The sequence below is a fragment of the Nocardiopsis sp. NPDC055879 genome, from assembly GCF_053615935.1.
In genome coordinates this window covers 44,316-59,146 of sequence record NZ_JBSHCT010000031.1, presented here as the reverse complement: position 1 = coordinate 59,146, position 14,831 = coordinate 44,316, and the positions used below count along the sequence as shown (strand labels likewise).

Here is a 14,831-nt window from a genome sequence, read left to right as displayed (position 1 = left end):
CCCGCCTGACCACGCAAACCCCCCACACCACGACCCGACAACACCCACGGCACCACCGACACCCCAGAAACAGGCACCTCAGAAACAGACGCCTCAGAAACAGACGCCTCCACCACAGGCGCCTCCTCCAACAACACATGCGCATTGGTCCCCGAAACCCCGAACGAGGAGACACCCGCACGACGCGGCCGATCCCCGACCGGCCACTCCACCTGCTCGTTGAGCAACGTGAGCCCCCCGGGAGACCAGTCGATGAGTTCCGAGGGCGATTCGGCGTGCAGTGTTCTCGGCATGACGCGGTTCTGCAGCGCGAGCGTCGTCTTGATGACACCGGCGATACCCGAAGCGGCCTGGGTGTGACCGATGTTGGACTTGAGCGATCCCAACCACAACGGCCGCTCACGCTCACGCCCATAGACCTTCAGCAACGCCTCGGCCTCGATCGGATCACCCAAAGGGGTTCCCGTCCCATGCGCCTCGACCATGTCCACGTCATCCGCCGAAAGACCCGCGTCACGCAGAGCCGCCCGCACCACACGCTGCTGCGAAGGACCGTTCGGAGCGGTCAAGCCGTTGGACGCGCCGTCCTGGTTGACCGCGCTGCCACGCACCAGACCCAGCACACGATGCCCCCGCTCACGCGCACGAGACAGTGGTTCGAGGAGGACGACACCGACCCCCTCCGCCCAACCGGCCCCGTCCGCGTCGGTGGAGAACGCCTTGCAACGCCCATCGGGGGACATGGCGCGCTGTCGACTCCACTCGACGAACGTGTCCATGGTGGACATGACGACGACCCCGCAGGCCAGTGCCATCGAGCACTCGCCCTTGCGCAACGCCTGTGTGGCCAGGTGCAGCGCGACCAACGACGACGAACACGCCGTGTCCACGGTGATCGCCGGCCCCTCGAAACCGAACGTGTAGGACACCCGACCGGAGACGACGCTGCTCGCGCTCCCCAGGGCCAGGTACCCCTCGTGCTCCTTGGAACCGGCGGCCCGGGAGCCGTAGTCGTTGTAGCTGGCGCCGACGTACACGCCGGTCCGACTGCCCTTCAGGTCACGCGGGTTGATCCCCGCCCGTTCGAACACCTCCCAGGACGTCTCCAGCAGCAACCGCTGCTGGGGGTCGATGGTGAGCGCCTCACGCGGGGAGATACCGAAGAACCCGGCATCGAAGTCCCCGGCGTCCTGCAGGAAACCGCCCCCCTGGACGTAGTAGGTCCCGGGGTTGTCGGGGTCGGGGTCGTACAGGCCGTCGACGTCCCACCCACGGTCCCGGGGGAAGTCGCCGACCACGTCCCTGCCCTCCTTGAGGAGGTCCCAGAGCTGCTCGGGAGTGTTCACCCCTCCCGGCATCCGGCAGCCGACCGCCACGATCGCGATCGGGTCCTCCGCCGTGACGGGGGCCTGCTCCTGTGGCTCCGGCACGTCCTCCCCGGCTCCGCCGGGCAGCTCCTCGGAGAGGTGACGGACCAGGTCGTCGACGGTGGGGTAGTCGAAGACGAGGGTGACCGGCAGACCGACACCGGTGGCGGAGGCCATCCTGTTACGCAGGTCGACCGCGGTCAGGGAGTCGAATCCCAGATCGCGGAAGGCCCGATCGGTCTCCAGGTCGGCGGGGTCGTGCCCCAGGGCCGCGGCGACCTCCGCCGTGACCAGGCGCCGCAGCTCCCGGTCACGCTCCTCTCCCCGAAGACCGAGCCAGCGGTCGTCCTCTTCGTCCACCCGCTCGTCCGCCGCCGCCCGGTCCCGTTCCCGGACCTCGGGAAGCTCGCCCAGGACGGGAAGGTCCTTGGTCCATGGCGACGAGTCCAGCAGGAGACGCCACTCGATGTCGGCCACGGCGACGCACACGTCACCGCTTCCGACCGCCTTGGCCATCGCGTCGACGGCCTTCTCCGCGGGCATGGCGGGTATACCGCCGCGGCGCAGCCGCTCGGAGGTCTCCTCATCGACGAGGCCTCCGCTGTCCCACGCCCCCCACGCGATGGACGTCGCCGCGAGTCCTTGGTCGCGTCGGTGGCGCGCGAGACCGTCGAGGTAGGCGTTGGCCGCCGCGTAGGACCCCTGGCCGGGGCCGCCGAGCGTGCCCGCGAGCGAGGAGAACAGGATGAACGCCGAGAGATCGTGCTCTCTGGTGAGTTCGTGCAGGTTACGGGCCGCGGCGATCTTGGGCCTGAGCACGGTGTCGTACCGTTCCGGGGTGAGACCGTCGATCAGACCGTCGTCGAGGGCCCCCGCCGTGTGGACGACCGCGTTCAGGTCGGGCAACCCGTCCAGGGCGGCGGAAAGGGCGTCGCGGTCGGACGCGTCCACCGCGACGATGGAGACGCGGACGCCCTTGGCGGTGAGTTCCTCCCGAAGGCGATCGGCCCCGGGGGCGGCCGGACCACTGCGACTGAGCAGCACGAGGTGCTCCGCACCGTTGTCGGCGAGCCATTGGGCGACCCTGCCACCCAGGGCTCCGGTGCCACCGGTGACGAGGACGACGCCTTCGGGTCGCCAGGAGCGCGCGACGTCGGGTGCCCGGACCAGTCGTCGAACGTACACACCGGCTCCGCGCACGGCCGCCTGCGGCTCTTCGGAACCGGAGGCGAGGAGGGCGACCAGGTTCTCCGCGGCCGAGTCGTCGAGCCGTTCCGGCAGGTCGATCAGTCCTCGCCAGAACTGTGGGTGTTCCGTCGCCGCGATTCGGCCCAGCCCCCAGGTGGTGGCCTGTTCGGGTTCGGAGACGGTCTCCCCCGGGTGCGCCGCGACGGCGCCGGAGGTCGCGGCCCACAACGGCACGTCACCACCGATGTCGTTGCACGCCTGTACCAACGCGTTGTTGAGCGTGAGTCCCAGGCTGCGCCCGGAGGAGGAGACGGCGTCCCCCTCCAGCGCGCACAGGGACAGCAGACCCACGGGAGCCTCGACGGAGCGCAGGCGCTCCGCGATGGCGGCGCGGTCCTCACCCGAAACGAGTTCGAGGACCTCGCATCGTGCTCCGTGACCGTCGAGGGCGCCCAGCACATCCGTGACCAGGGACGAATCCCTCGACCCCGCGGGCACGGCGATCAGCCACCGTCCCGCGAGCTCGGGCGAAGCGGTGAGGTCGGTGCGCTTCCACGCGACCCCGTATCGCCAGGACGAGGTCTCCGACCCGATGCCGACTCCGCGGACCGGTGCTTCGAGCCAGTAGTGGCGCCGTTGGAAAGAGTAGGTGGGCAGGTCGATGACGCGCCCCCCGGAGAGCAGAGCCTCCCAGTCCACCCGCACACCCTGGGTGTGCAGACCGCAGAGCGAGTTCATGAGCCGGTCGAGCCCGCCCTGCTCACGACGCAGGCTGTCTGAGACGACGCTCGCGTCCAGGCGCCCCTCGTCATCGAGGGTCTCGGTCACGGCCGGGGTCAGAACGGGGTGCGGGCTCATCTCCACGAACACGTCGTGGCCGTCACGCGCCAACCTCCGGGTCGTGCTCTCCAGCTCCACCGTCCGGCGAAGGTTGCGGTACCAGTAGTCGGTGTCCTCCGCGGACAGCTCCAGTGGAGCCCCGAGGACGGTCGAGTAGAAGGGGACCTGGGAGTCACGGTGTCGCACCGGGGCAAGGGCCGTGGCGAGTTCCTCCCGCAGGAGTTCGACGGCGGCCGAGTGCGAGGCGTAGTCCACGGGGACGCGTCGCGTCCGGACCCCTTCCGCGCCCAGTTCCCGTTCGAGTCGGTTCAGTTCCTCGTCGGGACCGGACACGACGGCGGAGGAGGCACCGTTGGCGGCGGCGACGGCGAGCTCCGGGTATCGGTCCAGTTCGGTGCGCACCGTCTCGGCCGGGAGGCCGACGGACAGCATGCCCCCGCTTCCCGCGATACGCGTCAGGGAACGGCTGCGCAGGATCACCACTCGGGCCGCGTCTTCGAGTGAGAGCGCCCCGCTCACACAGGCGGCGGCGATCTCCCCCTGGCTGTGACCGACCACGGCGTCCGGATCCACGCCCAGCGAACGCCACACCGCGGCGAGGGAGACCATGACGGCGAAGAGGACCGGCTGGACCTGGTCCACCCGTTCCATCCAGCCCTCGTCCTCGGTTCGCAGCAGCTCCTCAAGCGACCAGTCGACGTGGTCGGAGAAGGCACGCTCGCACTCGGCGATCCGGCCGGCGAACACCGGGGATTCGTCGAGCATGCGACGTGCCATCCCCGACCACTGCGAGCCCTGACCCGGGAACATGAAGACGACACGGCGCTTGCGCCGCTGCCCCGTCCTGCCCCGGCACACCAGGTCGGAGGGGTCGCCTTGCGCGATGGCCTCCAGCCCCTTGAGCAGGTCGTCCTTCCCCGTGGCGACCACCGCGGCACGGTGCTCGAAAGCGGTCCGAGCCGTGGCGAGCGTGTAGGCGACGTCGAGCGGATCCTGGTCGGGTTCGTCCCTCAACCGGTCGCGAAGACGAACGGCCTGGTCCCGCAGTGCGGTCTCCGTCCTGGCGGACAGGACCCAGGGAAGGGCGGAGGAAGCGACGGTCCGCGGGTCGACCGACTCCCGAATCTCCTCGGCCTTGGGGGCCTCACGGAGGATGACGTGGGCGTTGGTGCCGCTCACACCGAAGGACGAGATCCCCACGGTGCGCTCCCGCTCGGTCTCCGGCCACGGCAGTGAGCGGACCAGCGGGGTGATCGCGCCTTCGGACCAATCGACCTTGGACGTGAGTTCATCGAGGTGAAGCGACCGGGGAAGGACACCGTGCCGCAGGGCCTCGACCATCTTGATCACGCTGAGCACGCCCGCGGCGGCCTGGGGGTGGCCGATGTTGGACTTCAGCGATCCGATGTGCAGCGGGCGGGCGCCGTCGCGGTCCCTGCCGTACGTGGCGATGAGCGCCTCGGCCTCGATCGGGTCGCCCAGGCCCGTCCCGGTCCCGTGGGCCTCCACCACGTCCACGTCACCGGGGTCCAGACGTGCGCCGGCGAGCGCCTGGCGGATCACCCTCTGCTGGGCCAGACCGTTGGGGGCGGCCATGCCGTTGCTGGCGCCGTCCTGGTTGATGGCGCTACCGGACACCACCGCGAGGACGGGGTGGCCGTTGCGTCGAGCGTCCGACAGCCTCTCCAGGAGGATGGTTCCCGCGCCTTCCCCCAGACCCATTCCGTCGGCGTCGGCGGAGAACGCCTTGCAACGACCGTCCTTGGCGAGGGCCTTGTGCCGGCTGAAGCCGATGAGGGAGATCGGAGCGGACATCACCGCCACGCCACCGACCACGGCGAGCGAGGTCTCCTTGCGGCGCAGGGACTGAATGGCCAGGTGCAGGGCGACGAAGGAGGACGAGCACCCGGTGTCAAGGGTGATGGCGGGGCCTTCCAGGCCCAGGGTGTAGGCGATGCGTCCCGAGATGACGCTGGTGGACATCCCCGTCACGAGGTGTCCCTGGACGCTTCCCTCCAGTTCGCGCCAGCCTTCGCCGTACCCCTGCCAGGCCGCGCCCAGGAAGACGCCCGTGGGGGTGCCCTTGAGGGAACGCGGAAGGATCCCGGCCCGTTCGAAGACCTCCCAGGAGGTCTCCAACAGCAGACGCTGTTGCGGGTCCATGGCTTCGGCCTCGCGCGGGGCGATACCGAAGAAGTCCGGGTCGAAGCCTCCCGCGTCCTTCAGGAAGCCACCGGAGTTCACGTAGGAGGTGCCCTCGTGTTCCGGGTCCGGGTGGTAGAGGCGTTCGAGGTCCCAACCACGGTCCGTGGGCAGGGGCCCGACCGCGTCCTCCTCACGGGAGACGAGGTTCCAGAGTTCCTCGGGGGAGGTGACCCCGCCAGGGCAGCGACAACTGGTGGAGACGATCGCGATCGGTTCGCGTTCGGCCTGCTTCAGCCTCTCGTTCTCCCGGACTGACGCGCGCAGCGCGGAAACCAACTGCTCGTTGTTCTCGGTCATTTCACACCTTCATCGGTCTCGTTCTGCAGCGCCAACCGGACCAGAGAGTCGATGTCCATGTCGTTCACCTCGTCGGGGTCGTCGAGTCCGACCTCGGGCTCCCGGCCCGGAGGGGCTTCCACGTCTCCTCGTGGGTCGGGGACCAGCAGCCCGTCCAGGTGGGCGGTGAGGGAGTCGGCGTCGGGATGATCGAAGACGATCGTCACGGGGAGTCGCAGCCCGGTGGCTCCTCCCAGTCGGTTCCGCAGGTCGACCGCGGTCAGAGAGTCGAACCCGAGCTCTCGCAAAGCGCGTTCGGGGTCGACGTCGTCCGGGCCGGTGTACTGGAGGACGGCGGCGATCTGGGTGCGCACCAGGTCCGAGAGTTCCCTCTCCCGTTGAGCCGGGCCCAAGGTGACGAGGCGGTCCGCGAGTGACCCGAAGGACGCCGCGGCCTCCTTCGGTTCCTCCGTCAGGAGTGCCGCGCGCGCTTCGGGCACCGTCGTGATCAAAGGGCTGGGTCGGGCCATGGTGAACACGGGCGCGAAGCGGCTCCAGTCCACGTCGGCGAGGACCTCCACGACGGGCCCGCCCCCAAGGACCCGGTGAAAGCCCTCTAGCGCGGCCTTCGGGTCCATGAAGGGGATGCCCCTGCTGCGCAGTTGTTCCTCGACGAGATCGGCGGCCATACCCCCGCCCTCGTCGGGTGACCAGATCCCCCAGACCACGGAACGCGCCGCCAGCCCCCTGCCCCGGCGGCGCTCCGCGAAGCCGTCCAGATAGGCGTTGGCACAGGCGTACGCGCCGTGCTCTCCGCTCCCCCAGGCCGCGGAAACCGAAGAGAAGAGGACGAAGTCGTCGAGCTCTCCTGGTTCGCCGAAGACCTGGTCCAGGGCGTCGGCGCCGGCGATCTTGGCGTGGGTGGTCTCCGCGAACTCTTCGACATCGGTGTCGGCCAGGCCGCGAAGCACGCCCGCGCCGGCCATGTGGAACACCGTGCGGACGGGGAATCCCTCCTTGGCCGACCGCTCCTTGATGTGGGCCAGCGCGGTCGCGTCACCCGCGTCGCACGCGGTGATCTCCACCTCGGCGCCCAGCGCCCGCAACTCCTGTTCGAGTTCGGACGCCCCGGGCGCGCCGGGTCCGCGTCTGGACGTCAGCACCAGGCGGGGCACGCCCAGTTCGGCCAGCCAGCGGGCCACCTGGGCGCCCACCCCACCCGTACCGCCGGTCAACAGGGCCGTACCGCCGGGAGTCCATCGAGGCCGTCCCCGGTCGACGGTGCTTCGGGTGAGGCGTCGCCCGTAGGCCGCCGCCGGGCGAAGCGCGACCTGGTCCTCCCCCGTGCCCCCGAGGACCGCGGCCAAGCGCGATCCCAAAGTGTCCGTCAGTCCTTGCCCGGGGAGGTCCACCAGTCCTCCCCAGCGGTCCGGGAACTCCAGGGCCGCCACACGACCCAGTCCCCACACGGCCGTCTGTTCGGGGTGGCTCACGAATTCCGCGCCACTGACCGCGACGGCTCCCGTGGTGATCATCCACAACGGCGCGTCGACCCCGGAGTCGGCGAAACCCTGGATGCAGGAGAACGCGGAGGCGACCGACCTCGGGAGTCCGGGGTGGTCCGGGTGGTGTCCCTCCTGCAGGGAGAGCAGGGAGACGATCCCCTGGACTCCGCCTTCGGCGGTCTCCTTGAACAGAGTGCACAGCGCCGAGCGATCGGCCCCCTCGGCCGGGATCACGACCTCCTCGACCCGGGCCCCGTGTCCGCGCAGCAGATCGGTGACCTCGGCATGGATCGGATCCGTGTTCCCGTGCTCGTGCACGAGTACGAGCCAGCGCCCCCGCAGCCGGGGTGAGACGGGCTCCGCAAGCGGATTCCAGGTCTGGTGGTAGCGCCACCGTTCGATGGACGCCCCGGTCTGTCGGCGTTCGTACCACCTGCCGAGCGCCGGCACCGCGTCCAGGAAGGAGGCCTCGGGGTCGATACCGATCTCCTCGGCCAGGGTTTTGGGATCGGCCGATCGGACGATGTCCCAAAAGTCCCCACCGACGTCGGCGGGTGCGGCCGCTTCACCGGTGTCCTCGGCCTCCAACCAGTGACGCTGCCGTTGGAAGGCGTAGGTCGGAAGGTCCACCGCGGTTCCGGCGGAACCGGCCAGGACCCGTTCCCAATCGACCGACTCCCCGTGCGCGTACAGCGACCCGAGCGAGGTCAGGAATCGGTCGGCGCCTCCGTCCTCCTTGCGGAGCGAACCGACGGTGAGGAATTTCCCGGAGGGTGCCTCGTCCTCCAGGGTCTCCGTGATGGCGGGCAGCAGCACGGTGTGCGGGCTCACCTCGACGAACGTGGAGTAACCGGCTTCGACCAGGCCGCGCACGGCGGCGTCCAACTCCACCGTGCCTCGGAGGTTGCGGTACCAGTAGTCGGCGTCCATGACATCGTCCCCGATGGGGCGGCCGGTGACCGTGGAGTGCAGGGGTATCCGCGCGGGACGCGGGGACAAACCGGAGAGGTCGGAGAGGATCCCCTCCTTGATCCGTTCGACATGGTGGGAATGGGAGGCGTAGTCGACCGGGACGCGACGCGTGCGCACGCCTTGACCCTCAAGCTCCGCGGCGAGTTCGTCCAGGCCGTCCGCGTTACCGGACACCACCACGGAACCGGTGCCGTTGACCGCGGCGACGGAGAGTCCGCGCCAGGATGAGAGCAGCTCTTCGGCCCGGGCCCGTGGCAGCGCGACGGAGAGCATCCCCCCGTCCCCGGTGATGGTGCGGATGCGCTTGCTGCGCAGCGCCACCACTCGGGCCGCGTCCTCCAAGGACAGGACGCCCGCGACACAGGCCGCCGAGATCTCACCCTGGGAGTGCCCGACCACGGAGGCGGGTGCGACTCCGCACGCCTCCCAGGTCCTGGCCAGAGAGACCATGACGGCGAACAGGACGGGCTGGATCACATCCACCCGGTCGACGTCCACCCCGCCCGCGTGACCGTCCTTGTCGAACAGCACTTCGTGTACCGGCCAGTCCACCCACGGTCGGAGGGCGCGGGCGCACTCTCGAAGCTCCGCGGCGAAGACCGGGGACTCCTCGGCGAGCCGACCGGCCATTCCGGGCCACTGGGCTCCCTGACCGGGGAAGACGAAGACCGGACCGGCGGTGACGGCGGCGGCTCTACCGTGTGCCGCCCCCTCCTGCTCGTCCCCCCGCGAGAGGGCCTCCAGTGCCTCGACCAGTTCGGCGCGGTCGGCCCCGACCACCACGGACCGGAGTTCGAAGGGGGTACGAGTGGTCACCAGGGACAAGGCCACGTCGGCCGGGGAGAGGTCCGGTCGCTCCTTCATGGCCTCGGCGAGTCGCTTGGCCTGGCCGCGCAGGGAACCCTCCGTCTTGGCCGACAGCACCAGGGGAAGGGACGGGTTCCGCCCCAGGACGGCCGGGGTGCTCGGTTCCTCCTCCACAGCGGTCGGTGCGCCGTCCTCGCCGTCGACCTCCGCTGCGGGCGCCTCTTCCAGGACCACGTGGGCGTTGGTTCCGCTGGCACCGAACGCGGAGACCCCCGCGCGTCGGGGGTGGCCGTGAACGGTCCATTCGCGGTTCTCGTGCAGGAGCTCCACCCTGCCCGTCGACCAATCGATGGCGGGTGAGGGAGGCGAGGCGTTCAGTGTCCGGGGCATGGTCCGGTGGCGCATCGCCATCACCGTCTTGATGACCCCACCGATCCCCGCGGCGGCGGCGCTGTGGCTCAGGTTGGACTTCAGGGATCCCAGCCACAGCGGCTGCCCGTCCTCCGGACGTCCTTGCCCGTAGGTGGACAGCAGCGCATGCGCTTCGATGGGGTCGCCGAGCGTGGTCCCGGTACCGTGCGCCTCGACCAGGTCGACCTCGTCCGCGGTGACCCTGGAGTCGCGCAGTGCCTGCTTGATCACCTGGCGCTGCGCCTCCCCATTGGGCGCGGTCAGGCCGTTACTGGCCCCGTCCTGGTTCACCGCGCCACCGAGGACCAGCGCGAGTACGGGGTGGCCGTTACGGCGGGCGTCGCCGAGCTTCTCCAGTACCACCGTGCCGATGCCCTCACACCAGCCGGTTCCGTTGGCGTCGGCCCCGAAGGACCGGCAGCGACCGTCGGGGGAGAGCGCCCCCTGGGCGCTGAACTCGATGAACCCCTCCGGAGTGGATATGACCGTGGTGCCGCCGGTGAGCGCCAGGTCGCAGTCGCCCCTTCTCAGGGCGGCGACCGCCGTGTGCAGGGCGACCAGGGACGAGGAGCACATGGTGTCGATCGTGAGGGCGGGCCCCTCCAACCCGAGGGTGTAGGAGACCCGGCCCGCGGTCACCGCCCCGGAGCGACCGATCATCAGGTTTCCGCGCAGCTTCTCCGGGGCGGGACGCACGTCGCTGCCGTAGTCGTGGTCGGTGGCTCCCAGGTAGACGCCGGTTCGACTTCCCCGGAGGTTCTCCGGCACGATCCTCGCCCGTTCCAGGGATTCCCAGCAGGTTTCGAGGAAGAGCCGTTGCTGCGGGTCCATGGAGGTGGCCTCACGCGGAGAGATCCCGAAGAACCCGGCGTCGAAGAGCGCCACGTCCTCCAGGAAGCCGCCCTGGTCGCAGTACGTGGTCCCCTCGCGGCTCCCCGAAGGGTCGAAGACACCCTCCAGGTCCCACCCGCGGTCCGCGGGGAAGGAGGTCACGACGTCCCTGCCGGACTCGACCACGTCCCACAGGTCCTCGGGAGACCGGACACCACCGGGGAATCGGCAGGCCATACCGACGATCGCGATCGGCTCGGACGCGCCTTCCTCCACCTCGCGCAGACGCCGACGGACGGTCCTGAGCTCGGCGGTGGTGAGTTTCAGGTAGTCCCGCAACTTGCTCTCGTTGGCAGTCATGCGCTTCCCAGTTCGTTGTCGAGCAACTCGAACATCTCCTCGTCGGTGACGTCTCGCAGTTCGTCGGCGTCGCCCGCCGTCTCCCCGGCGGTGTCCGTTCCCTGGCGGTCCCACCTCCAGAGCAGCGAACGCATGCGTTCCACCACCGCGGATCGGACCCGGTCGTCGCCGTCCGCCTCCATCAGGTGTTCCAGCCGTTCCAGTTCGGCCACGGCCGCGCCCGAGGGATCCGGTGCGAACCGTTCGTAGAGGTGCTCGGCGATGGCGTCCACGGAGGGGTGGTCGAAGGCCAGCGTGACCGGCAACCGGAGGCCGGTCATCGCCGCGAGTCGGTTGCGCAGGCCCACCGATGTCACCGAGTCGAAACCGAGGTTCTTGAGCTGACCGGTCCTGACGACGACGTCGGTCCCGTCGTGTCCCAGCACGGCCGCCGCCGCATCCGCGACCCGTCGGCCCAGTTCCGCCAGGGCCTCCTCGCGTGGGAGCGAGGCCACCGATCCGGCGAGGTCGTCGTCCTGGGTCCGGTCGCTTTCGACGAGGTCGTCGAGGATCGGTGTGGGCTCGACCACGCCGCCGGGGGCGGCGAATCGGTTCCAGTCGATGTCGCCGACGACCGCGAGCGGGTCACCCGAGCCGACGACCCCGCACATCGCTTCGTAGGCGGCTTCGGAGGACATCGGGTGCGCGCCGCGTTCCCCGAACCACCGCTCCGTTCGGGCGTCGACCATTCCCGAGTCGCTCCAGACCGTCCAAGCGACGGACGTGGCGGGCAGACCGAGGGAGTGCCGATGCGCGGCCAGTCCATCGAGGTAGGCGTTGGCCGCCGTGTAGTTCGCCTGTCCGGCGGTGCCGAACAGGGCGCCGATCGAGGAGAACATGACGAAGGCGGACAGTGGTAGGTCCCGGGTGAGTCCGTGCAGGTGGCGCGCGGAGGTGGCCTTGGCCCGGAGCACACTTTCCAACTGCCGGTGGCCGAGGTTGTCCGCGGTCGCCGGGTCCAGGACTCCGGCGGCGTGGATCACCGCCGTCAGCGGCCGTTCCTCGGGGATGGCCGCGAGGACCGCGTCCAGCGCGTCCCGGTCGGAGGCGTCACAGGCCTCGATGGTGACCCGCGCCCCCAGTTCGGTCAGTTCCTCCCGTAGCCGCGGTGCGCCCGGGGAGTCCATGCCGCGTCGGCCCACGAGGACGAGGTGCTCGGCTCCGTCCCTGGCCAGCGAACGGGCCACCTGAGCGCCGACACCGCCGAGGCCGCCGGTCACGAGCACGGTCCCCTCCGGGCTCCACGGCGTCACCGTGCCCTCGGGGTGGGACGACAGACGCCGGACGAACGTGCCCGATCGGCGCACGGCGCACTGCCGCTCCTCGCTCTGGGCCAGGACGGCGACAGCGCGGTCCCACTCTCCGGGCTCCGGCCGATCGGGCAGATCCACCGTCCCGCCCCACGTGTCCGGGCGCTCGGCGCCCAAGGACACCCCCAGGCCCCAGAGCGCGGTCCGCACCGGGTTCGTCTCCTCCCCGGACACCGATACGGCCCCGCTGGTGAGGTACCACAGAGGAGCGGTGAGGCCCGCCTCCGAGTGGGCCCGGTGAACGGAGACCGCGGCCTGGACGGGAACCGGGACCTCGCCCTCGTATCCGTCCGACGTGCCGGGCAGGAAGAGAACTCCGCCGACGGGGTGTTCGGCGGCGATCTCGCGTAGCCGCGCGGCGAGTGGTCCACTCCCCTGGGCGGGATCGAACTCCACCCTCGTCGGTTCCGCTCCGGCCCTCGTCAGCGCGTCGGCCGGCGAAGCGGTGTCGGTGTCGTGGCCGGCCACCAGCAGCCACCGGCCCGTGGGAGAACCGGAGAGTGCCGAAACCGCCGTCCATCGCGGCCGGTAGTGCCGGTTGTCGAGGATCCTGCCGAACTCGGAGGTGGCGGGACGGCGCGGGGGCATCCAGAACCTGCGCCGCTGGAAGGCATAGGTCGGGAGCGGGAGTCGGTCGGCCCGCGTGACGTCGAAGGCGGCGGACCAGTCGACGTCGGCGCCCGCGGTGTGGGCCCCGGCCAGTGACAACAAGAAGGACCGGTTGCCGTCCTCCCCCCGTTGGAGGGTGCCCAGAACGGCGGCCTCCGGAAGGATCTTCTGCACGGGCAGGGTGAGCACCGGGTGCGGGCTGATCTCGACGAACATCCGGTGGCCGTCACGGTGGGCGGTCTCGACCGCCCCCTCCAGGTTCACCGTGCCGCGCAGGTTGTCGTACCAGTAGCCGGCGTCCATCGTCTCGGTGTCCAGGCGCTCCCCTGTCACCGTCGAGATGATCGGTACTTCGGACACGGTCGGGCCGATGCGGCCGAGCCGCTCCAGCAGGTGTTCGCGCACGCTTTCGACCTGGGGTGAGTGCGAGGCGTAGTCCACCGGCACCATTCGGGCTCGGGCGCCGCGTCCCTCGGCGAGAACGCGCAGCCTTTCGAGGGCCCGGGGGTCTCCGGACACGACCGTGTCCGTGGGGCTGTTCACCGCGGCGAGTGACAGGCCCGTGCCGGCTCGGCCGATCAGGGCTTCGGTGTCCTTCGCGGAAAGCCCCAGGGAGAGCATTCCTCCGTGGCCGGACAGGTTCCGCAGGGCCAGGGCCCGGACGGCCACGACACGAGCCGCCTCCCGGAGGGTGAGCGCGCCGGAAACGCACGCCGCGGCGATCTCACCCTGGGAGTGCCCGATCACCGCGGCGGGCTCGACCCCGTAGGCACGCCAGAGCTCCGCCAGCCCGACCATGACGGAGAACAGGGCGGGCTGGACCACGTCGACCCGGTCCTCCATCGCTCGGCCGGGGTCCGCGCACAGCACGTCCAGGGGCGAACGCTCCACGAGCCCGGAGAAGGCGTCGGCGCACTCCTCCACCCGTTTACGGAAGACCGGCGACGACTCCATCAGGTCCCTGGCCATACCCGACCACTGCGATCCCTGGCCGGGGAAGACGAAGACCGGGGCGAGCGACTCGTTCGCGGTACCGGTGACGAGGTCGGGCGAGATCGCTCCGGTCTCCAGGCCCTCCAGCCCGAGGAGGAGTTCCTCTTTCCCCCGACCGACGAGGACGGCCCGGTGTTCATACGAGCTGCGGGTCGTCGCCAGCGAGTAACCGATGTCCCGGACGTCCTCGTCGCCGCGCGCGAAGCGATCCCGCAACCGACCCGCCTGCGCCCGCAAGGCCTGGGGGGTGCGGGCGGACAGTACCCAGGGCGTCGGCCCCTGGGCCGGACCGACGTCGTCCGTCTCCGGTTCGAGGGCGGGTTCGAGTTCGGGGGCCTCCTCCAGGATCACGTGTGCGTTGGTCCCGCTGACCCCGAACGCGGAGACGCCCGCGCGACGTGGTCGTTCCCCCCGTCGCCACTCGACCGACTCGGTGAGCAGGTCGATCCCGCTCCCCTCCCACTCCACCTCGGAGGTGGGGGTGTCGATGTGCAGGGATCGGGGCAGACGACCCCGCTCCAGGGCGAGCAGCATCTTGATCACGCCCGCCGCCCCTGCCGCGGCCTGTGTGTGTCCGATGTTGGACTTGACCGATCCGAGCAGCAGCGGGTTCCCCGCGTCGCGGCCGCGCCCATAGGTCTCGATGAGCGCGTTGGCCTCGATGGGATCTCCCAGGACCGTTCCGGTGCCGTGTCCTTCGACGGCGTCGACGTCCTCGGGCGCCAACCCGGCGTCGGTGAGAGCCGCCCGTATGACCCGCTGTTGCGAGCGTCCGCTCGGGGCGGTGAGGCCGTTGCTCGCTCCGTCCTGGTTGACGGCGGTCCCCTTCAGGATTCCGAGGACGGGGTGTCCGGCGGCGACGGCGTCGGACAACCGCTCAAGGAGCACCAGACCGCCTCCCTCCGACCAACCGGTGCCGTCCGCTCCCGCGGCGAAGGACCTGCATCGGCCGTCCGGGGAGAGTCCGCGCTGCCTGCTGAACTCGACGAAGACACCGGGGGTCGACATCACGGCGGCGCCACCGGCCAGCGCCATGGAGCATTCGCCCGAGCGCAGTGACCGCGCGGCGAGGTGCATCGCGACCAGCGCCGAGGAACATCCGGTGTCCAGGGTGACCG

General features: G+C 70.4%; 3 protein-coding genes (1 of these 3 only partly in view). All 3 read right to left on the bottom strand.

The window, feature by feature from the left end:
* The coding region (locus tag ACWGKS_RS26735) for a type I polyketide synthase (RefSeq protein WP_358515630.1) at window positions 1-5,897 on the bottom strand (5,897 nt) is incomplete at its 3' end.
* A complete protein-coding gene (locus tag ACWGKS_RS26730) occupies window positions 5,894-10,762 on the bottom strand; it encodes a type I polyketide synthase (RefSeq protein ID WP_452524433.1) in 4,869 nt (1,622 codons plus the stop codon). The genes ACWGKS_RS26730 and ACWGKS_RS26735, both read right to left, overlap by 4 nt.
* Window positions 10,759-14,831: the 3' portion of an SDR family NAD(P)-dependent oxidoreductase gene (locus ACWGKS_RS26725; RefSeq protein WP_452524431.1), read on the bottom strand. Its footprint extends 583 nt past the window's final position; 4,073 of the gene's 4,656 nt are visible here — the last part of the coding sequence; the start codon falls outside the window, past its right edge; its stop codon occupies window positions 10,759-10,761. The genes ACWGKS_RS26730 and ACWGKS_RS26725 overlap by 4 nt, the downstream gene beginning before the upstream one ends.